Below are 19938 nucleotides of genomic sequence, written 5' to 3'. Positions count from 1 at the left end.
CCGTTGTCGGCGCCGTAGGTCTAGATGGAGGTCTCCACCGGCTGCTGCGGGGTCTCCTTCGCCACCGCGCCCGGTGTGGGCACCCGGTCCGCGTTCACCAGGACGCCCGCGATGAGAGCGGCGAGCAGGATCGAGGCCATCGCCCACCAGGTGGCGACGTTGAAGCCGTGCACCGCGGCCTTCGCCTCCAGCAGTTGCTTGTTCACGCCGGGGCCCGCGTGGGCGGTGGCATAGCGGGTGGTGACCGAGGCGGCGATCGTGTTGAGGAGGGCCGTACCGATCGAACCGCCCACCTGCTGGGCCGTGTTGAAGGTGGCGGAGGCCGCGCCGGAGTCGCGGGGTGCGACGCCTCCGGTGGCCAGGGACACCGAGGTCATCATCGCCGTACCCATGCCGAGGCCGAGCATCAGCATGCCGGGCAGGATGTACGTGGCGTACGCGGGCTCCACCCCGACCTGGGCGATCAGTGCGAGCGCGCCCGCCGCGAGCAGCAGGCCCGGGACCATCAGGGTGCGCGGCGGGACCCGGTGCAGCAGCCGGGCCGCGACCTGGGTCGAGCCGGTGATCATGCCGACGGTGATGGGGAGATAGGCGACGCCCGTCTTGACCGGCGAGTATCCGAGGACGCGCTGCATGTAGTAGGTGAGGAAGAGGAACACACCGAACATGCCGATGGTGACGAACAGGATGGTCAGGAACGCGCCGACCCGCTGACGGTCCTTCACCACCGACATCGGCAGCAGCGGAACCTTCGCCCGGGTCTGCCAGAACCCGAAGGCGCCGAGCAGCACGACCCCGGCGGCGAGCAGGGTCAGGACGAGCCCGTCGCTCCAACTCCTGGACTCCGCCTCGGAGAAGCCGTACACCAGCGTCAGCATGCCGAGGGAGCCGAGGAGCGCTCCGGGTATGTCGAGGTGGGCGTCCGGGTGCCGGGAGCTGTCGCTGAGCAGGACCCACGCGCCCGCGAAGGCGACCAGCGCGATGGGCACGTTGACGTACAAACACCAGCGCCAGTCCAGGTACTGGGTGAGGAACCCGCCGGCCAGCAGCCCAACTGCCGCGCCCGCGCCGACAATCGCGCCGAACACACCGAAGGCCTTGCTGCGGTCCTTCGGGTCGGTGAACGTCGTCGTGAGCAGCGACAGCGCGGAGGGGGCGAGCAGGGCGGCGAAGACACCTTGCAGCGCTCGGGCGCCGAACAGCATGCCCTGGTTGGCGGCGGCACCGCCGAGCGCGGACGCGGCGGCGAAGCCGATCAGCCCGATCATGAAGGTGTTCTTGCGCCCGGCGAGGTCCGCGATCCGGCCACCGAGCAGCAGCAGCCCGCCGAACGCGAGCGTGTAGGCGGTGATGACCCACTGCCGGTTGCCGTCCGACATGCCGAGGTCGGTCTGGGCGGACGGCAGTGCGATGTTGACGATGGTCATGTCGAGGACGACCATCAACTGCGCGAGCGCGATGACGACCAGCGCCCACCAACGACGGTTCTCGGCCATGGATCCTCCCCGGGTCCGGCGGTCGCCCTCATCGTCCTCCCGCACCCGACCCCTTGGGAACGCTGGCGTCTCTTATTACGGCGATTTTGCCGACCGGGACCCGCTGCGTGCCGGGTGCTGGGTGCTGGGTGCGGGAGGCTGAACTCCCTTACCGGCGAACGCCGTTCACCGCGTCCCGGCACAGCAGCCGCAGCGAGCCGTGCCCACCGAAACACCGCCGAGCCTCGTCGATGGGGTCCCACAACCGCCCCTCCGGAGTACGCAGCCAGTGCTCGCCCCCGGTCGCCCACCACTCCCCGCCGGTCTGCCGCGCGATCACCTCACCGGCGTACGCCCCGAACCCGCGCAACTCGCTCTCGACGGCGGCGTACGGCGCCCCGTCCCGCCGTATCTCCTCGATCATCCGGTCGACCCGCCACAGGCTCTGCGCCGAGTAGTCGAGACGGACCCGGGCCCCCTCGCGCATCGTCGCCACCGCGTCCGCCGCCCACCGCACAGGCCGGGTGGCGGCGGAGGGCCTGGTCTCTCGAACCGTCGTCACATGCGTCATCGCACCAGGAAAAGCATGATGGAGCGGTGTTCCGGCACCCCGATCCGGACATTTCCGCGGACCGGCGCAGGACCGCCCCACCTCCGCCGCACGACGGTCACAGGTCCCGCTGCGCTCCCGTTCTCAACTCCGCCCGCGCGCCCGGCGCGAGACCACCGCGCGCAGCACCCGGCGCCCCTCGGTCGACACCGCGAGCACCTGACGCAGTCCGCCCGAGCCCGTTCCCGCGAGGAGTTCGAGGACGGCGACCTGCCGGCGCAGCTCGGCGGCGACGAGGGGCGAGACTCCCTCCGTACGACCTTCACGGCGGGAGTCGATGTCATCGGCGCCGTCCGCGTCGCCGGCGGGGGCCATGACCTCCAGGAGCCGGTGGATCCGCAGCGAGGCGACCGAGCAGGCGTCGGCCCACTCCCGTACCTCGGTGCCGGCCGGAACCGCCGGCGCGGTCGCGAGCATCGTGCGGGCGAGCCGCACGGCCTGGTCCTCGCCGGGTTCCTCGAAAAGGGCGGGCAGCTTGGCACGGGCCTGCTCCAGGGACTCGCCCCACGTCTCCCCCACGGCCGGGTCGGCGAGGCTGGTCCACAGCGGACGCAGCACCTCGTCGTCACCGCCCAGCAGCGGCACGCACCGATCCAAACAAGCCAGTCCACCGGCGGCCAGTGCGCGTTCGTCGGCCTGCGCGATCAGTTCCACCAGACTCATCCAGACCTCCCTCAGCGGGGCCCCTCCCCTATGGAGCCCACGTTTCCCCTGACTGCGTGCTCCACCCCGGGAGTGTCACACGGGACGCCCCCGAGCAGGCAGGGAAAACGGAAGAAGAGGTTTTTCGGCCAACGGAGCGGGATCCCTCAGGCCCCGGCCGGAACACCCGGCCCCGCCAGCGCCTTCGCGTGCTGCATCCGGGTCAGGCGCAGGACCAGCGCGATCGCCAGCGCCGCGGCCGCGATGTCGAGGGCGTCGGAGATCATCAACGCGTAGGCACCGGCGTGCATCCCGTCCGCCGTGTCGGCGCTCCCGGACTGCGCGGAGCCGACCCGGTCGCCGACGAGCGACAGGAGCCACAGCGTCCACCACGCGTTGACCAGCAGATACGACCTGCGGGCGCCCAGAGGGCTACTGGCGTCCCAGATGTCACGGGTGATCCGGCGCGGGTACCAGAGGCTCACGAACGGGACGAACCACCCGGCGATCGCCCACCCGGGCTTCATGCTCTGCGTGTCGGGAGCGAACACCCCGGCGTTGGCCCGCACCCGCACGAACCAGCACAGGTACACGATGACGGACATGACCAGCGAGCCCGACTGGACGCCACCGGCCACCGTGTTGAGCGAGTTCGCGTCGTCCAGCCTCCGGGCGACCGCACCGCCGGACGCGCCGTCCATGAGGTCGCCCGTCACGTCGTAGAGGACGAGATCGGCGTAGACGGCGAACAGGTCGACGGCGATGACGAGCCCGAGCAGCGCGACGGCGGCCCGGCCGAGCCCGACCGGTGAGCGCAGATAGGACGCGGGTCCGGGCACGGGTCTGGGTGTGGGCATGGGAACGGACATGGTGAAGCGACCCCCGAGTACGAGCGGAAAGAGAAAAGAGAGGGGAACATACGTTCCCCAGCCCCTGCCCGTCCAGCCTCGCGACCCGCCCCGCTCAACCCACCTTGTCCGCAAGGGACTTGAACTGGGTCCAGGTCAACGCGGGCGTCCCGGGATCCCACAGCTTCTGGACCGTGGCCCGCAGCGGCATACGGATACCCGCCGCGACCTGGTTCTGCGTCTGCGAGTTGGCGAGATCGCACCAGACCGCGAAGGAGCCTCCGAGGATCTGGCTCTCGTACTTCGCCGGGACCGCCGTCGTGCCGCGCAGCACGCGCGGGGTCCACTGTTCGTAGATCCGCCGCCCCGTCGGATAGACGAAGGTCTGCGGCTCGCCGAGGACGTAATACAGGTACTCGTCGTTGTAGTTGAGGACCTTGCGCCCCGCGCTCAGATACGCGACGGGCTGCCGGGCGCCGATCTCCTTGCCCGTCCAGTACGCGACCTGGAGATCTTTGGCGGCCTGCACGGACGTATTCGCGAAGAAGCCGTCGTTCCACACCCGCATCGTGCGGTCGTGATTGCGGACCGTGTCGGCACGGTCGTTGAGCCAGCCGGTGGTGAGGTCGGCGACGGTGCCGCCGGAGCCGTAGGCCTTCGTGGCCTCGGCGGCCAACTGCGGGAAGGATGCTTGGGGGTTGGCGACGGTCAGCGCCTGGTACTCGTCGCCGCCGAGGTGCCACTGGTCACCGGGGAACAACCCGGCGTACTCGTCGAGGAGTTCGTCGACGATCGCGGCGGACGCGTCCTTGGAGATGTCGATCGCACCGCGCGTGGCGACGCCCGACACGTTCCGCAGCTGCAGATCCGGATGGGCGGCGAGCACCGCGCCCAGGTGCCCGGGCGAGTCGATCTCGGGCACGACGGTGATGTGCCGGCTGGCCGCGAGGTCGACGATCTGCTTGACCTGCGCCTTGGTGAGGTGGTCCTTCGACACGACTTCCGGATGGCTGGTGGACTCGATCCGGAAGCCCTGGTCGTCGGAGAAGTGCAGCCCCAGTTCGTTGAACTTGAGGTCGCCCAACTCCCGTACCCGGTCCTCGATCCAGGCCGCGGTGAACGGCTTGCGCGCGATGTCCAGCATGAACCCGCGCTGCGGCTTGGCCGGTTGGTCGTGCACGACGCCCTCCGGCGCCGTACCTCCGCCGTGCACTTCCTGCTTGAGGGTGCGGGTGCCGTAGAACACCCCCGCGTCCGAGGGCCCGCTGATGTTGACCCGCCCGCCGCGCACGGTCATCGCGTACGACTCCGGGTTCGCGCCCTCGTCGTCGTTCAGCGCCAGCCGTACGTCCCCGGCGCGCACGTCGCTCGACTCGCCGCCGTAGGTCAGCCCCAACTCCCCGGCGATCAGCCGCCCCTCGTCGACGAGATCGGCGTCCTCGACGACGACCCGGTTCCCCTTGGCGGGCCGCCAGCCCGGACCGCGCGCGGGAGTGTGGGAGCGCACGGCGGGAATGGTGCGGGGCGTCTGCGACAGCGGATACGACCGGGTCGGACTCGGCGTCGGGGACGCGGAGCGGGAGGCCGCGCCGCGCGAGGCGGCGGAGGTCTCGTCGGCGGACCCGACCGCCGCGCCCCCGGAACCCCCCTCGTCGCCGGACGCCGCCCACAGCCCGAGCCCCACCCCGGCCGCGACCACCGCAGTGGCAGCGGCGACGGCGATCAGCCCGCGCCTCTGCTTGGTCTGCTTCACCTGCTTCGCCGACGAGCGGCGCCTGTGCTGGCTCACGGCGCCAACCTACGGCCCCGGGTGGATCGCGGGTGTCCACCACGCGTTCCGAAACTCTCCCGTCCGGGTGAAATTCGGGCATCTGTCGGACACCTCATGACCACTCCCGATAACGTGGTGACGCACTTCTCACTCTTCAGCACCGCATCCCCTGCCGCACCGTCCGTGACGCGAGGATCCACACTGCCTGCGCACCGCCTCCCCCACCTCCCCGGCCGAGTGGCCATACCGGCGCTGCCCGAGCAGTCCCGCACCTCACCGTCCCCGAATTCACTGGCGGGGTTCAACGCCGCGTCCCCCGAGGACGCCCGCCACACCCTCCTCACCTGCCTCCACAGCCTCCGCTGGTCCCGCCGCCTCACCGACCACCGCCCCTACCCCGACCTCGACTCCCTGCTCGCCGCGTCCGACGAGGCGTCGTACGACCTGACGCCGGGGGACCTGGCGGAGGCCCTGGCGGGCGAGTCGCTTCCGGTCCTGCCGGACGACACGTACGAGGCGGCCCACATGGCGCTGGACGCGGCGCACGCGGCGTACGAGGCCCGCTTCGGCCACGTGTTCGTCATCTGCGTGGACGGCATTGCACCGGACGAGGTCCTGGACCACGTCCTGGCAGGCATCCGGTCACGTCTGACGAACGACCCGGAGGAGGAGCGGGTAGTGGTGGCGGAGGAGTTGCGGCGCCTTGCACGAGGGCGCTTGGCCGGGGTTTTCAGGGGCGCGGGGCTGTGACATCCGCGGCTCCGCCGCGGGGCGCGACCGGCCACAACGGCGCCGCACCCGGCGAACAACACGAACCCCCCACCGATTAGCCGCCCGAAACTAGCCCGTACGTGCACCTTTGCGTGCCATTTTGATCACACCAGCAGGCCCGCCGTAAGACCCGCGTCAACGGCTGGATACGATGCTGAGGGCCGGAGGACCGTACCCGGCCGGGCCCGACCGACAGAGAAGCCGGCGCGGCCCTAAATCCCCGCTCCCGGAGGGTTCTTCCGTGCCGGCTGGAACGCTGTACCGCGGCCGGGAAGGAATGTGGTCCTGGGTGGCTCATCGAGTCACCGGCGTCCTCATCTTCTTCTTCCTGTTCGTACACGTGCTGGACACCGCTCTTGTGCGTGTCTCCCCCGAGGACTACGACAAGGTCGTAGCCACCTACAAGACGCCGATCGTGGCACTGCTGGAGTACGGCCTCGTCGCCGCGATCCTCTTCCACGCCCTCAACGGTCTGCGCGTCATCGCCGTCGACTTCTGGTCGAAGGGCCCGCGCTACCAGAAGCAGATGCTCTGGTCCGTCGTCGGCCTGTGGCTGGTGCTGATGATCGGGGCGATCTACCCCGTGCTCGGCCACGCCGCTCGTGTTCTCTTCGGGAGCTGACACAGATGTCTACGACTGAAACCGCAGCGTCGGGCATCGGCCCCGTGGAGAGCGCGTCCGTCTACACCGTGGACAACCCCGCGCCCCTCATCGAGGCCCCCCGCAAGCGCACCAAGAAGACCCCGAAGTCGACCCGGGGCAACTTCGAGATGTACGGCTGGCTCTTCATGCGCCTGTCCGGTGTCGTGCTGGTCGTCCTGGTCCTCGGCCACCTGCTGATCCAGCTCGTGCTGGACGGCGGTGTCTCCAAGATCGGCTTCGCCTTCGTGGCGGGCCGCTGGGCCTCGCCGTTCTGGCAGGTCTGGGACCTGCTGATGCTCTGGCTGGCGATGCTGCACGGCGCCAACGGCCTGCGCACGGTCATCAACGACTACGCGGAGCGCGCGAACACCCGGCTGTGGCTCAAGGGCCTGCTCTACACCGCCACGGTGTTCACCATCCTGCTGGGCACGCTGGTGATCTTCACCTTCGACCCGAACATCCGCTAGGCCACCGGGCTGAGGGACTGAGGAATTCTGATGAAGATCCACAAATACGACACCGTCATCGTCGGCGCCGGCGGCGCCGGTATGCGCGCCGCGATCGAGTCGACGAAGCGCAGCCGCACCGCGGTACTGACGAAGCTCTACCCCACCCGCTCCCACACGGGCGCCGCGCAGGGCGGTATGGCCGCCGCGCTCGCCAACGTGGAGGAGGACAACTGGGAGTGGCACACCTTCGACACGATCAAGGGCGGCGACTACCTGGTCGACCAGGACGCCGCCGAGATCCTGGCGAAGGAGGCCATCGACTCGGTCCTCGACCTGGAGAAGATGGGCCTGCCGTTCAACCGCACGCCGAACGGCACGATCGACCAGCGCCGCTTCGGCGGTCACAGCCGTAACCACGGCGAGGCCCCGGTCCGCCGGTCCTGCTACGCGGCCGACCGCACCGGCCACATGATCCTCCAGACGCTGTACCAGAACTGCGTGAAGGAGGGCGTGGAGTTCTTCAACGAGTTCTACGTCCTCGACCAGCTGATCGCCGACGTCGACGGCGTGAAGACGTCGGTGGGCGTCGTCGCGTACGAGCTGGCGACCGGTGAGATCCACGTCTTCCAGGCGAAGGCCGTGATCTACGCGTCCGGCGGCTGCGGCAAGTTCTTCAAGGTGACGTCGAACGCGCACACCCTGACCGGTGACGGCCAGGCCGCCGTGTACCGGCGCGGACTGCCGCTGGAGGACATGGAGTTCTTCCAGTTCCACCCGACCGGCATCTGGCGCATGGGCATCCTGCTGACGGAGGGCGCCCGCGGTGAGGGCGGCATCCTCCGCAACAAGGACGGCGAGCGCTTCATGGAGAAGTACGCGCCGGTCATGAAGGACCTCGCGTCCCGTGACGTCGTGTCCCGCTCCATCTACACGGAGATCCGGGAGGGCCGCGGCTGCGGTCCCGAGGGCGACCACGTGTACCTGGACCTGACGCACCTCCCGCCGGAGCAGCTGGACGCCAAGCTGCCCGACATCACGGAGTTCGCGCGCACCTACCTCGGTATCGAGCCGTACACGGACCCGATCCCGATCCAGCCCACCGCGCACTACGCGATGGGCGGCATCCCGACGAACGTCCAGGGTGAGGTCCTCACGGACAACACCACCGTCGTCCCGGGCCTGTACGCGGCCGGCGAGGTCGCCTGCGTCTCCGTCCACGGCGCCAACCGCCTCGGCACCAACTCCCTCCTGGACATCAACGTGTTCGGGCGCCGGGCGGGCATCGCGGCGGCGGAGTACTCGCAGAAGGCGTCGTACGTCGAGCTGCCGGAGGACCCGGCGCAGCAGGTCATCGACCAGGTCGAGCACCTGCGCAACTCCACGGGCACCGAGCGCGTGGCGGTCATCCGCCGCGAGCTGCAGGAGTGCATGGACGCGAACGTCATGGTGTTCCGCACCGAGCAGACGATCAAGACGGCGGTCGAGAAGATCGCGGAGCTGCGCGAGCGCTACCGCAACGTCTCGATCCAGGACAAGGGCCGCCGTTTCAACACGGACCTCCTTGAGGCCATCGAGCTGGGCAACCTGCTCGACCTCGCCGAGGTCATGGCGGTCTCGGCGCTCGCGCGCAAGGAGTCCCGCGGCGGTCACTACCGCGAGGACTACCCCAACCGCGACGACGTCAACTTCATGCGCCACACCATGGCGTACCGCGAGGTCGGCGACGACGGCACCGAGTCCATCCGTCTCGACTACAAGCCGGTCGTCCAGACCCGCTACCAGCCGATGGAGCGTAAGTACTGATGGCTACCCCTGTTCTGGACAAGGCGGAAGCGGCCGGCCAGCCCGAGCCCGGCTTCGCCGACTCCCCGTACATCACGGTCACCTTCCGCATCCGCCGCTTCAACTCCGAGGTCTCGGCGGAAGCGGTCTGGGAAGACTTCCAGCTGGAGATCGACCCCAAGGAGCGCGTCCTCGACGGCCTCCACAAGATCAAGTGGGAACTGGACGGCACGCTCACGTTCCGCCGCTCGTGTGCCCACGGCATCTGCGGTTCGGACGCGATGCGGATCAACGGCAAGAACCGTCTCGCCTGCAAGACCCTGATCAAGGACCTCAACCCCGAGAAGCCGATCACGGTCGAGCCGATCAAGGGTCTGACGGTCCTGAAGGACCTGGTCGTCGACATGGACCCGTTCTTCCAGGCGTACCGCGACGTGATGCCCTTCCTCATCACGAAGGACACGAACGAGCCGACCCGGGAACGCCTCCAGTCGGCGGAGGACCGCGAGCGCTTCGACGACACCACGAAGTGCATCCTGTGCGCGGCCTGCACGTCGTCCTGCCCGGTCTTCTGGAACGACGGCCAGTACTTCGGCCCGGCCGCCATCGTCAACGCGCACCGCTTCATCTTCGACAGCCGTGACGAGGCGGGCGAGCAGCGCCTGGAGATCCTCAACGACCGTGACGGCGTGTGGCGTTGCCGCACCACCTTCAACTGCACGGACGCGTGCCCGCGAGGCATCGAGGTCACGAAGGCGATCCAGGAAGTGAAGCGGGCGCTGATCACGCGGCGCTTCTGAGGTTCTTTCCTGTGCGTCCCCGAGGGCCCCGTTCCTGTTTTGGAACGGGGCCCTCGGGCGTGCGGGGCCACGATCGGGCGAAGCGCCTCTTTCAGGGCTCCTGAGGGCTGCCCGGCCTACGATGATGCTCTCGACAACAGCCCACGGGAGGCACGTGATGTCCGCAGCACCCGTCGAGCAGCCGCACGGCGACCGTCCGCTGATCGCGGAGGCGAACCGCCTCATGGACCGCAACCCGGGCAACCGAGTCGAGATCATCGGAGACCTGATCGTCATGTCCCCGCCCCCGGACGGAGCTCACGCCGCCGCCCTGACCGACCTCATGGTTCCTTTCATCGCAGCCGGATTGCACGGAACCGAGTCGATGGTGCTCCAGGGCATTGGGCTCTGGCTGTCCAGCGGCGCCGAGGACTACGCGATCCCGGACTTCGCGCTGGTGGACGCGGACTTCCAGGAACACCTCGTCGAGAACAGTTGCTATGACCCCATCGCTTTCCGCCTCGTCCTGGAAGTCACGTCGAGCAACTACCAGGCCGACCTGCGCACCAAGGTCGCCGCCTATGCCGGTTCCAACGTGCCCGTGTACGTGATCATCGACCGCCAGCACCAGCGCCTCCACGTCCTGACGGACCCGGCGGAGGGCACGTACGCCAGCCACCGCGTCCACGCCCCCGGCGAACTCGTCACCCTCCCCGACACCCTCGGCGCCAAGGTCACCCTGGACGTCGCGGAGATCCTCAAGGCGGGGCAGCCCAAGAACGACTGACCGCGCCGCCCGGCTCACAACCGGCTCAGGATCGTCGGGCAATCCCGGGCCTGCGCCGATCATCGACCTAACCTGATGGCATGTCAGATGAAGAGTCGTACGAACTGCTCGGCTTCGACAACGTCCTCCTCCCCGTCGGGGACCTCGCCGAGGCGGTCCCCTTCTACGAACGTGCCGGGTTCACCGTCGGGTTCCGGCTCGACGAGGCCGGGATCGCGATCCTGAAGGTCGGCGGCGAGACGCCCGGAGTTCTCCTGCGACAGGAAGACGGGCTGGGACACAGGCCACCCCCCTGGCCCTCGCCCCGCGTGTGGCTGGAGGTCCCGGACGCGCGGAAGGCGGCACAGCAGCTCACCGCCGCCGGTATCCCCCTCCTCGACGCACCCTTCTCCGTGGCCACCGGGTGGACCGTCGAGATCGCCGACCCCTGGGGCAACGTCATCGGATTCACCGACTACTCGAAGCGGCCGGAGCTAGCGCGGAGGGTGTGACGCAGGTCCCAGCGCAGGCAAGTTGAACACGTTCAAAAATGCTCCTACAGTTCTTCCTGTCAGCGTTTTTGAACGTGTTCAAGAAGGGGGAGGCGCATGGACCGCACGGTCATCGCCTACGTCATCTATCTGATCGTCAGCATCGGACTCACCGTCTGGGTGGCCCGCACGCTCAGCCGCAACGGACGGATCTTCCTCGCCGACGTCCTCCAGGGGAACGAAAAACTCGCGGAGGCGGTGAACCACCTCCTGGTGGTGGGCTTCTACCTCGTCAACCTCGGGTTCGTCGCCCTGTACCTCAGCGGCGACGGCACCATCGACGACACCCGGGGCATCTTCGAGGCCCTGTCGAAGAAGGTGGGCGTGGTGCTGCTGGTGCTCGGGGTGATGCACCTGGGGAACGTGTTCGTGCTGAACAAGATCCGGCGGCGCGGGGTCATGGAGCGGGAGCAGGTGCCGCCCATCGCGCCGCAGGGCTGGGTTCCGCCGACGGCCGGGGCGTGACGGGGGTGGCCCCGGCCGTCGGCGGGACCCAGGACCGGGACGCCTCGCGCGTCCCGGTCCACGGGCTCACCGTCCTCTACGACGCCGACTGCTCCCTGTGCACCTTCGTGCGCGACTGGCTCGTACGGCAGCCGCAACTGGTGCCCCTGGAGCTGGTACCGGCGTCCTCCGAAGAGGCCCGGCAGCGCTTTCCCGGGCTCGACCACCGCGCCACCCTCGACGAGGTCACCGTCGTCGGCGACTCCGGGCAGGTCTACCGGGGCGCCGCCGCCTGGATCGTCACCCTGTGGGCCCTGCGCGAACAGCGGCCCCTGGCCCACCGGTTGAACACCCCGGCCGGGGCCCGCCTCGCCAGGGGCGCCGTGCTCGCCGCCGCGAAGTGGCGCGGGGCGCAGTGGGGCGCCGGACAGGCGAACGCCCGGCAGTGGGGCGGGCGGACCTACCGGCGGGGCGACGGCTGGTCCTACGACCCGCGCCAGGGGTGGACCTACACCGCGCCGGGCTGCGCCGACGGTTCCTGCCCCACTGGATAGGCTCTCTTCCCGTGCCCGCGAAGAACGACAGCCCCGAAGAGGACAGCGGTACGCCCGCCAGGTCCGCGAAGTCCGAGCAGACCCGTGCGCTGATCCTGGAGACGGCCATGCGGCTGTTCCAGGAGCACGGCTACGACAAGACGACGATGCGGGCGATCGCCAAAGAGGCGGGCGTCTCGGTCGGCAACGCGTACTACTACTTCGCCGGCAAGGAGCACCTGATCCAGGGCTTCTACGACCGGCTCGCCGAGGAGCACCGGATCGCGGTCCGCGAGGTGCTGGACCGGGAGACCGATCTGGAGGCGCGGCTCGCGGGCGTGCTGCGGGTGTGGCTGGACATCGCGAAGCCGTACCACCAGTTCGCGGTGCAGTTCTTCAAGAACGCCGCCGACCCGGACAGCCCGCTGAGCCCGTTCTCCGCGGAGAGCGAGCACGCGCGTGTGCAGGCCATCGACGTCCACAAGGAGGTGCTGTTCGGCGCGAAGACCAAGGTAGCGCCCGAACTGCGGGACGTGCTCCCGGAGTTGATGTGGCTCTCCCAGATGGGGCTCGTGCTCTATTGGGTGTTCGACCGGACCGAGGGCCGCGAACGGAGCTACCGGCTCGCCGAGCGCGGCGCCCGCCTCACCGCGCGCGGGGTGTCCCTCGCGCGCTTCAGGGTGCTGCGGCCCCTCGTCCTGGAGGTGCACGAGCTGTTCACGGACTTCCTGCCCGGCATGACCAACGCGCTGCCCGACCCGGCGAAGGCGAAGAAGAAGGAGAAGGAGAAGCGCGGGGCGTCCGCCGCCGGACCTGCCGACGACGAACGCCCCTGAGCACCCAGGCCGGTCGACGGCGTCAGTTGACGGCGTCCACCTCGCCCTCCGCGAGTTCGACGTCGTAGACCAGCGGGCCGTCCGTCACCGCCACGTGGCGGGCGATCGAGCCGTACGACGTGGCCGTCGTCGCCAGGAGGTAGGTCCCCGGGCCCGGCACCGACACGATGTACGAACCGTCCGCCAGGGACTCGACGCGGTCCAGCTGGCGCCCCCCGGCCGACAGCAGCGTCACTGAGGCGCCCTCCACGGGCTCACCCTCGGTCGTACGGACGAAACCGTGGACGGCCGAGGACGGGCCCTCCACGGCGGCAGGAGCGGGCTCCTCGGCCGGCTCCACCGCGAGGTGCGGCAGCGCCTTGTCCAGCCAGCCGGGCAGCCACCAGTTGGACGTGCCCAGGAGGTGCATCGCGGCCGGCACCAGGGCCGTACGCAGGATGAAGGCGTCCAAGGCGACCGCGGCGGCCAGGCCGACTCCCGCCGTCGCCGCGCCGGAGTTGCCGCTGAGGACGAAGGCCAGGAAGACGCAGACCATGATCAGGGCCGCGCTGTTGATGACGCGGCTGGTCTCCGCGAGGCCGACGCGGACCGCGCGGGCGTTGTCCTTGGTGTGGACCCACTCCTCGTGCATACGGCTCACCAGGAACACCTGGTAGTCCATGGAGAGGCCGAACAGCAGGGACAGCATGATGACCGGCAGGAAGGCGTTGATCGGGCCCTCCTTGCCGAGGCCGAGCATGTCCAGGCCCCAGCCCCACTGGAAGATCGCCACCAGGACACCGAAGGAGGCCGCCGCCGCGATGAGGTTCATCAGGGCGGCCGTCAGCGGCACCACGAGCGAGCGGAACGCGAGCAGGAGAAGCAGGAAGCTCAGGCCGATGATCGTCGCGACGAAGAGCGGGAGGCGGTCGCCCGTGACGGTCGCGAAGTCCTTCGAGATCGCTGTCACGCCGCCGACGTGGCCGGTCACGCCGGCCTCGGGTATCACCTTGTCGCGCAGGGTGTCGATCAGGTCGTCCGTCTGCACGGACTGCGGTGAGGTCTTCGGGACGACCTGGATCACCGTCACGCCGTGCGCGGGCGGCAGCGCGGCGACCTGGGCCACGTTCTTCGTCGCCCGGATGTCCTCGACCAGCGTGGCGGTGTCGCCGCCCGAAGTGACCACCTGGAGCGGGCCGTTGAAGCCCGGTCCGAAACCGTCGGCGAGCAGGTCGTACGCCTGCCTGGTGGTCGTCGACGAGTCGTCGTTGCCCTGGTCGGTGGCGCCGAGGCGCAGCGACAGGATGGGGAAGGCGAGGACGGCCATGACGACGAGGGCGAACACGGCGATCCGGCGCGGACGCTTCTGCACGGCGGCCGACCAGCGTGCCGCGAGGTTGTCGGTGCGCTCCGGCTCGGCCCCGGTCGCGGCCAGCTTGCGGCGCTGCTTCCGGCTGAGCACCCGCACGCCCAGGAAGCCGAGCAGGGCGGGCAGCAGCGTCGTGGCCGCGAGCACGCTCAGGACCACCGTGAGCGAGGTGCCGATGACCACGCCGTCCAGGAAGCGCAGGTTCGTCACCAGCATCCCGGCGAGCGCGATGCACACCGTGCCGCCCGCGAACAGCACCGCCCGTCCCGAGGTGTTGAGGGCGATGACCGCCGACTCCTCGGGATCCAGGCCGCGTTGGACGCCGCGTCGGTGCCGGGTGACGATGAACAGGGCGTAGTCGATGCCGACGCCGAGGCCGATCAGGGTGGCCAGCAGCGGGGCCAGGTCGGGGATGTCGGTGGTGTGGCTGAGGAGCTGGGTGGAGAACAGGCCCGTGCCGACGCCGAAGATCGCGATGCCGATCGGGAGCAGCATCGCGTAGAACGAGCCGAAGGCCAGGAACAGGACGACGGCCGCCGCGAGGATGCCGACGCCTTCGGCTATGCCGCCCGGGGGCTCCTCCACGCGCTGCACGGCCTGGCCGCCCAGTTCGACCTGGAGGCCCTTGCCTCCGGCGTCCTGCGCGGTGTCGACGACCTTCTGGACGAGGTCCTTGGGGACGGCGTTCGCCTGCTCGGCGAAGGTGATCTGCGCGTACGCGATCGTCCCGTCGGAGCTGATCTGCCCCGCGCCCCGGGCACCGGAGTAGGGGCCGGTGACCCCGCCGACGCCCTTCATGTCAGCGATTTTGTCGAGCGCGGGCTGGATCTGGGACCGTACGGACTGGTCCTTCACCGAACCCGAGTCGACCTTCCAGACCACCGTGTCGGTGTCGCCCGAGGTGTTCGGGAAGGCCTTCGCCATCTGGTCGTACGCGCTCTTGGAGTCCGTGTCCGGGAGGGAGAAGACGTTCGCGTAGTCCGTCCCGGCCGTCGAGGCCGACAGGCCCAGGCCGAACAATGCCCCCACCCACAGCAACAGGACCACCAGCCGGTGCCGATAGCACCACCGTGCCAATGCCGCCACGCTCAACACTCCTTATTCGAAACCGAGTTGACTCGGTCGATCGGTCGGTTGGTCCCCCAGGTCCTGGGCTACAGAATTGGCGGCGGCACGCACGCGTGGACATGCATCGGCCATGACTCTCAAGGAACTCCAAAGACCGAACCGGCCCGGCTGTCAGTGCCCCGGCCGATACTGGGGGCATGACGGCTCCAGGAACCGTGCTGGTGGTGGAGGACGAACCGAGCATCGCGGACGTCCTCGCCATCGCGCTGCGCTACCACCGCTTCGAGGTGATGGTCGCGGGCACCGTGCGCGAGGCGCTCGCCCTCGCCGAGCGCACCCGCCCGGACTGCGCGCTGCTCGACGTGATGCTCCCGGACGGCGACGGCCGCGCCCTGGGGCACGAACTGCGCGCCCGCAGGCCGGACCTGGCGGTCGTCTTCCTCACCGCGCGGGACGCGCCGGCCGAGATCGTCGGCGCCCTCGGCTTCGGCGACGACTACATCACCAAGCCGTTCGACATCGACGTGGTCGTCGCCCGCATCACCGCCGTCCTGCGCCGCACCCGCCCCGCCGACGTCCTCCCCCAGCGCCCGCCCCTGCGCTACGGCGACCTGGAGCTGGACGAGACGACGTACTCGGTGCACCGCGCGGGCCGCTCGGTCGAGCTGACCCCCACCGAGTACGCCCTGCTGCGCTTCCTGGTGCGCAACGGCGGCCGGGTCGTGCCCAAGGAGCAACTCCTGCGCCACGTCTGGCAGTACGAGCACACCCCGCCGGAGTCGACCGTCGTCGAGACCTACATCAGCTATCTGCGCCGCAAGCTGGAGACCCTGGGACCGCCCGTGATCACCACGCGGCGGGGCGTCGGATACGGCCTCGCATGAACATCCGGCTGCCGAACTGCGAGCGCGGGGCCCACTCCCTGCGCGCCAAGCTGACCCTGGCCAACCTCGCGCTGCTGGCGCTCGGCATCGTCATGGCCACCGCCGTCAGCCTGATGGGCATGCGGCACTATCTGCTCGCCCAGGTCGACACCGAGCTGACCAAGTCCCGTGACTCGCTGAGCGGTTCGCAGCTCACCATGCAGCAGCTCAACATGCTGAGCACCCTGTCCGGCATCGGCGACCAGTTGATGCCCCAGGAGCGCGCCGACTCGCCGAACCCGGACAAGGTGTTCGCGGCGGTCGACTCCCGGGGCAAGGTGCTCACTATCGCCGGCTTCGCCCCGACCGCCGACCAGCGGGCCCTCGCCGCCCTCTTCAGCGACCCGGCCGCGCTGGCCGCCGACGGCACACCGCGCGACATCTCACTGAGCGACGACCCGTACCGCGCGATCGGGACCCGGCTCGCCGACGGCACGTACATCCTGATCGCCGCCTCCACCGGCGGCCTCCACCACGCCATGGCCAAGGCCCTCAAGCTGGACCTCGCCTTCGGCAGCCTGCTGCTCGTGCTGCTCGCCGCGCTGACCATGATGAGCGTGCGCCGGCGGATGCGGCCCCTGGAGGACATGGTCGAGACCTCGACGGCCATCGCCGAGGGCGACCTGACCCGGCGCGTGCCCTCCAGCCACCATCCGACGCAGGAGGTCGAGCAGCTGAGGGTCGCCCTCAACTCCATGCTCCACCAGGTGGAGTCGGCGTACCGCACGCGCGAGCGTACGGCGGCCCAGCTGCGCCGCTTCGTCGCCGACGCCTCGCACGAGCTGCGCACCCCGCTGTCGGCGATACGCGGCTACCTCCAGCTGTACGACAAGGGCATGCTGACCGAGCCCGACGAGCGCAAGCGGGCCTGGGACCGGATGAACGCGGAGGCGGACCGTATGGGCCGTCTCGTCGACGAACTCCTCATGCTGGCCCGCCTGGACCAGCGGCCCGAGCTGCGCTTCCGCAGCGTCGATCTGAGCCGCCTGGTGCGTGACGCCGCCGAGGACCTGCGGGTGCAGCAGCCGGAGCGGCCCGTCACGGTCGGCGCCGACGGCTCCCTCCTGGTGCGCGCCGACGAGTCGGGCCTGCGCCAGATACTCGGCAACCTGGTGACCAACGTCCGCACCCACACGCCCGCGGACGTGCCCGTGCGGCTCGGTGTGGAGCGCGAGGACGGGGTCGTACGGCTGTGTGTCGCGGACCAGGGTCCTGGGCTCTGCGAGGACGACGCGGCGCGCATCTTCGACCGCTTCTTCCGGGCGGGCGGCGGCGCGGGCAGCGGTCTGGGGCTGGCGATCGTGCAGGGCGTCGTCAAGGCGCACGGCGGCGACGTGGCGGTGCGGACGGCGCCGGGCGAGGGGCTCGCGGTGACGGTGACCCTGCCGACGCGGACGCCGGTGCCGTCGTAGAACACGACAGGTCGTAGAAGGGCACGGGTGTCAGGGGGTGTCGGCCTGGACCAGGGCCCAGACCGTCTTGCCGTGTGGGCCTCGGCTCCAGACGCCCCAGGCGGCCGCGATGCCCTCCACGAGGTGGAGGCCTCGGCCGGCCTCCTCCAGGGCCGTCACGACCCGCAGGCGGGGTTCGAGGCGGCCCTCGTCCGACACCTCTATGAGGCAGGAGCCGTCCGCGAGGGCCGTCACCGCCACCTCGAACTCCCGCTCCAGGAGCGGCCCGTGGCGTACGACGTTGGTCGCCAGTTCGGACACCAGCAGTACGGCGTCCTGGAGCGCCGGGTCGTCACTCCGGTGTCCCCAGTCGGCCAGATGGTCCCGGACCCGGCGCCGGGCGAGACCCACGGAAGCCGGGTGCCGGGGCAGCCGGAATGCGTTGCGTCTGACCACGTCGGCTCCTCACCCCGCACACACCTCCGTCACATGGTGCTGCGTGCGATGGCCCACCGGCGTCACTCGGACAGAAGATCGAACAAAGGTCAGTCCCGCGGCATCACGTCCGATGCCGCGGGATCGCCTCAGATCCAGTCCAGCGCCCACAGCCGGAACACGCCGGTGCCGTCCGTGAGATAGGAGATGCCGCCGACGTCCTCGCTGCTCACGACGTACTCCTTGCGCTGCCACAGCGGGATCAGCGGCACGTCCGCGGCCACGTCCGACTGCAGGTCGCGGAAGTCCTCGTCGACGCGGCTGCGGTCGGCGAACTTCTGGCTGCTGAGGATGAGTTGGTCGACGATCTTGTTGCTGTAGCCGGTGTTCATCGTCGAGCCGGTGCCGACGAGCGGGGAGCCGAAGGTGTCCGGGTCGGGGTAGTCGGCGACCCAGCCGACGGCGTACGCGTCCAGCTTGCCGGTCGCCCAGCGCTTCTGGAAGTCGGTCCACTCGTAGCCCTTGACGTCCACCTTGAAGAGCCCGCTCGCCTCCAGCTGCTTCTTCAGCTCGGCGGCCTCCTCCTTGCCGGAGCCGTGCCCGATGCCGTAGCCGTAGGTGAAGTGGACCGGGAGGGAGACGTCGGCCTCTTCGAGGAGTGCCTTCGCCTTTTTGACGTTCTGGGAGGGGTAGTCGTCGAAGAAGGACGTCGTGTGGCCGACGATGCCGGTGGGGATCAGCGAGTACAGCGGGTCGACCGTGCCGTCGTACACCGTGGCGGCCAGCTGTTCGCGGTTGATCAGCCAGGCCATGGCCCGCCGGACGAGGACGTCGTGCAGGGGCGTGCCCTTACGGGTGTTGAGGTACAGGTTGCGGGTCTCGGAGCTGTCCGCCTCCGACACGCGCTGGTTCGGGTCGCTCGCCGAGAGCCCGGAGAGCATCTTCGGCGGCAGCTGGCGGGTGGCCACCTGGACCTGCTTCGCCTTGTACGCCTTCTGCAGCGCGTCCGAGTCGGAGTAGTAGCGCAGCTCGATCGGGCTCCCAGTGTTCTTGACGGCACCCTTGTAGCGGCTGTTCGGCGAAAGGACCGCCTTCTTGTCCTTCGTATACGTGGACAGGGTGTACGGCCCGGTGCCGTCGACCTGGTAGCCGTTGCGGGGGGCGTCCTTCGGGTACTTGGTGCTGTCGACGATCGCACCGGCGCCGGTGGCCACCTTGAACGGGAACGTGGCGTCCGGGGACGACAGATGGAAGGTGACCGTCATCCCGGAGGCGTCCACCGAGCCCAGCGTGGAGAGCAACGACACCGGACCCACATCGGAGTTGATCTTCTTGACCCGGTCGAAGGAGAACTTCACGTCCTCGGCGGTCATCGCGCGCCCGCTCGGGAAGGTGAGCCCGTCGCGCACCACACAGCGGTACGTCGTCAGCCCGCCGCCCACGAACGCGCAGCTCTTGGCCGCGTCCGGCACTGGTGTCGTACCGCCCGAGTCGAACGTCATGAGCGACTGGAAGACGTTGCTGTACAGCGCCCAGGAACCGGCGTCGTAGGCGGCGGCCGGGTCGAGGGACGTGACAGCGTCCGTCGTCCCGACCGTGATCGTCTTGTCCTTGCTCCCGTCCGAGGGCAGCAACTGCCAGCCCCCGACTCCCACGGCCGCCAGAACCAGCAGCGTCGCGAGAATCCGTATGCGAACCGACCGCATCGGTGTGCCCTCCCAAGGGCCCTCCCGGGCCCCTCGCATATGCCACTCCCCTAGTGGCGCGGATCACCTAACCACAGGAGTTTCATCCGGGGGAAGAGGGTTCTGCCGAGATGAGAAAGAACTTACCGACGGGTGTTAATTGCCCGTTTCACAGCCGGTTCTCAGCC

Annotated in this window: 20 protein-coding genes; 12 read left to right on the top strand and 8 right to left on the bottom strand. The window is 69.5% G+C overall.

The window, feature by feature from the left end:
* Positions 1-20: 20 nt before the first annotated feature.
* The 5 genes from OG496_RS34845 to OG496_RS34825 form a co-directional block, all read right to left on the bottom strand.
* On the bottom strand, positions 21-1496 hold the full coding sequence (locus tag OG496_RS34845; protein ID WP_405973725.1) for an MFS transporter: 1476 nt from the start codon (positions 1494-1496) through the stop codon (positions 21-23).
* A gap of 148 nt (positions 1497-1644) precedes the next feature.
* Positions 1645-2046 (bottom strand): hypothetical protein, encoded by a 402-nt coding sequence (locus OG496_RS34840; RefSeq protein ID WP_366489330.1) that lies wholly within the window; start codon positions 2044-2046, stop codon positions 1645-1647.
* A 123-nt stretch (positions 2047-2169) separates the two neighbouring features.
* On the bottom strand, positions 2170-2748 hold the full coding sequence (locus OG496_RS34835; protein WP_366489329.1) for a hypothetical protein: 579 nt from the start codon (positions 2746-2748) through the stop codon (positions 2170-2172).
* A gap of 146 nt (positions 2749-2894) precedes the next feature.
* On the bottom strand, positions 2895-3584 hold the full coding sequence (locus tag OG496_RS34830) for a DUF4328 domain-containing protein (RefSeq protein ID WP_399386712.1): 690 nt from the start codon (positions 3582-3584) through the stop codon (positions 2895-2897).
* Positions 3585-3690: 106 nt separating this feature from the next.
* Positions 3691-5328: a beta-N-acetylhexosaminidase gene (locus tag OG496_RS34825; protein ID WP_405976767.1), complete on the bottom strand. Its 1638-nt coding sequence runs from the start codon at positions 5326-5328 to the stop codon at positions 3691-3693.
* Between the two features lie 132 nt (positions 5329-5460).
* Between OG496_RS34825 and OG496_RS34820 the strand changes: the two genes are divergently transcribed.
* The 10 genes from OG496_RS34820 to OG496_RS34775 all read left to right on the top strand — a co-directional run bounded on the left by OG496_RS34820 (position 5461) and on the right by OG496_RS34775 (position 12900).
* Positions 5461-6096 carry a 2-oxo-4-hydroxy-4-carboxy-5-ureidoimidazoline decarboxylase gene (locus OG496_RS34820; RefSeq protein ID WP_405973724.1) on the top strand — a complete coding sequence of 212 codons (636 nt, stop codon included), beginning with the start codon at positions 5461-5463 and terminating at the stop codon, positions 6094-6096.
* A gap of 262 nt (positions 6097-6358) precedes the next feature.
* Positions 6359-6739, top strand: a complete 381-nt coding sequence (gene sdhC / locus OG496_RS34815) for a succinate dehydrogenase, cytochrome b556 subunit (RefSeq protein WP_356053282.1) — start codon at positions 6359-6361, stop codon at positions 6737-6739.
* A 5-nt stretch (positions 6740-6744) separates the two neighbouring features.
* Entirely contained in the window at positions 6745-7227 is a 483-nt protein-coding gene (locus OG496_RS34810) for a succinate dehydrogenase hydrophobic membrane anchor subunit (protein WP_026150201.1), read from the top strand.
* Positions 7228-7257: 30 nt separating this feature from the next.
* On the top strand, positions 7258-9012 hold the full coding sequence (gene sdhA, locus OG496_RS34805; RefSeq protein ID WP_019055697.1) for a succinate dehydrogenase flavoprotein subunit: 1755 nt from the start codon (positions 7258-7260) through the stop codon (positions 9010-9012).
* Positions 9012-9791: a succinate dehydrogenase iron-sulfur subunit gene (locus tag OG496_RS34800; RefSeq protein ID WP_317884797.1), complete on the top strand. Its 780-nt coding sequence runs from the start codon at positions 9012-9014 to the stop codon at positions 9789-9791. The genes sdhA and OG496_RS34800 overlap by 1 nt, the downstream gene beginning before the upstream one ends.
* 157 nt (positions 9792-9948) lie before the next feature.
* Positions 9949-10557 (top strand): Uma2 family endonuclease, encoded by a 609-nt coding sequence (locus OG496_RS34795; protein WP_405973723.1) that lies wholly within the window; start codon positions 9949-9951, stop codon positions 10555-10557.
* 80 nt (positions 10558-10637) lie between these two features.
* Positions 10638-11048, top strand: a complete 411-nt coding sequence (locus OG496_RS34790; protein WP_405973722.1) for a VOC family protein — start codon at positions 10638-10640, stop codon at positions 11046-11048.
* 96 nt (positions 11049-11144) lie between these two features.
* Positions 11145-11552 carry a hypothetical protein gene (locus OG496_RS34785; RefSeq protein WP_033280152.1) on the top strand — a complete coding sequence of 136 codons (408 nt, stop codon included), beginning with the start codon at positions 11145-11147 and terminating at the stop codon, positions 11550-11552.
* Positions 11549-12085 carry a thiol-disulfide oxidoreductase DCC family protein gene (locus tag OG496_RS34780; RefSeq protein WP_405973721.1) on the top strand — a complete coding sequence of 179 codons (537 nt, stop codon included), beginning with the start codon at positions 11549-11551 and terminating at the stop codon, positions 12083-12085. The genes OG496_RS34785 and OG496_RS34780 overlap by 4 nt, the downstream gene beginning before the upstream one ends.
* Before the next feature lie 11 nt (positions 12086-12096).
* Positions 12097-12900, top strand: a complete 804-nt coding sequence (locus OG496_RS34775) for a TetR family transcriptional regulator (RefSeq protein WP_405973720.1) — start codon at positions 12097-12099, stop codon at positions 12898-12900.
* Positions 12901-12922: 22 nt separating this feature from the next.
* Here the strand turns inward: OG496_RS34775 and OG496_RS34770 are convergent, their stop codons facing one another.
* Positions 12923-15325 carry an MMPL family transporter gene (locus tag OG496_RS34770; RefSeq protein WP_405976766.1) on the bottom strand — a complete coding sequence of 801 codons (2403 nt, stop codon included), beginning with the start codon at positions 15323-15325 and terminating at the stop codon, positions 12923-12925.
* A gap of 188 nt (positions 15326-15513) precedes the next feature.
* Between OG496_RS34770 and OG496_RS34765 the strand changes: the two genes are divergently transcribed.
* Both OG496_RS34765 and OG496_RS34760 read left to right on the top strand, forming a co-directional pair.
* Entirely contained in the window at positions 15514-16200 is a 687-nt protein-coding gene (locus OG496_RS34765; RefSeq protein ID WP_366489322.1) for a response regulator transcription factor, read from the top strand.
* A complete protein-coding gene (locus OG496_RS34760) occupies positions 16197-17651 on the top strand; it encodes a HAMP domain-containing sensor histidine kinase (RefSeq protein WP_366489320.1) in 1455 nt (484 codons plus the stop codon). Before OG496_RS34765 ends, OG496_RS34760 begins: the two co-directional genes overlap by 4 nt.
* Before the next feature lie 30 nt (positions 17652-17681).
* Here OG496_RS34760 and OG496_RS34755 read toward each other — a convergent pair whose 3' ends face one another.
* The gene (locus OG496_RS34755; RefSeq protein ID WP_327401783.1) at positions 17682-18086 is read right to left on the bottom strand and encodes an ATP-binding protein; all 405 of its coding nucleotides are present in this window, start codon (positions 18084-18086) and stop codon (positions 17682-17684) included.
* A 128-nt stretch (positions 18087-18214) separates the two neighbouring features.
* Positions 18215-19771, bottom strand: a complete 1557-nt coding sequence (locus OG496_RS34750) for an ABC transporter substrate-binding protein (protein WP_405973719.1) — start codon at positions 19769-19771, stop codon at positions 18215-18217.
* Positions 19772-19938 lie beyond the last annotated feature (167 nt).

Source organism: Streptomyces sp. NBC_00988, from assembly GCF_045162645.1.
GTDB lineage: Bacteria > Actinomycetota > Actinomycetes > Streptomycetales > Streptomycetaceae > Streptomyces.
Note: the sequence above shows the minus strand (reverse complement) of the source record. Positions and strands in the feature narration are given on the sequence as shown.

Coding starts and splice junctions, on each gene's coding strand:
- OG496_RS34845 (WP_405973725.1), bottom strand. CDS start 1,496: ATGGCCGAGAACCGTCGTTGGTGGGCGCTGGTCGTCATCGCGCTCGCG.
- OG496_RS34840 (WP_366489330.1), bottom strand. CDS start 2,046: ATGACGCATGTGACGACGGTTCGAGAGACCAGGCCCTCCGCCGCCACC.
- OG496_RS34835 (WP_366489329.1), bottom strand. CDS start 2,748: ATGAGTCTGGTGGAACTGATCGCGCAGGCCGACGAACGCGCACTGGCC.
- OG496_RS34830 (WP_399386712.1), bottom strand. CDS start 3,584: ATGCCCACACCCAGACCCGTGCCCGGACCCGCGTCCTATCTGCGCTCA.
- OG496_RS34820 (WP_405973724.1), top strand. CDS start 5,461: ATGACCACTCCCGATAACGTGGTGACGCACTTCTCACTCTTCAGCACC.
- OG496_RS34810 (WP_026150201.1), top strand. CDS start 6,745: ATGTCTACGACTGAAACCGCAGCGTCGGGCATCGGCCCCGTGGAGAGC.
- sdhA (WP_019055697.1), top strand. CDS start 7,258: ATGAAGATCCACAAATACGACACCGTCATCGTCGGCGCCGGCGGCGCC.
- OG496_RS34800 (WP_317884797.1), top strand. CDS start 9,012: ATGGCTACCCCTGTTCTGGACAAGGCGGAAGCGGCCGGCCAGCCCGAG.
- OG496_RS34795 (WP_405973723.1), top strand. CDS start 9,949: ATGTCCGCAGCACCCGTCGAGCAGCCGCACGGCGACCGTCCGCTGATC.
- OG496_RS34790 (WP_405973722.1), top strand. CDS start 10,638: ATGTCAGATGAAGAGTCGTACGAACTGCTCGGCTTCGACAACGTCCTC.
- OG496_RS34785 (WP_033280152.1), top strand. CDS start 11,145: ATGGACCGCACGGTCATCGCCTACGTCATCTATCTGATCGTCAGCATC.
- OG496_RS34765 (WP_366489322.1), top strand. CDS start 15,514: ATGACGGCTCCAGGAACCGTGCTGGTGGTGGAGGACGAACCGAGCATC.
- OG496_RS34760 (WP_366489320.1), top strand. CDS start 16,197: ATGAACATCCGGCTGCCGAACTGCGAGCGCGGGGCCCACTCCCTGCGC.
- OG496_RS34750 (WP_405973719.1), bottom strand. CDS start 19,771: ATGCGGTCGGTTCGCATACGGATTCTCGCGACGCTGCTGGTTCTGGCG.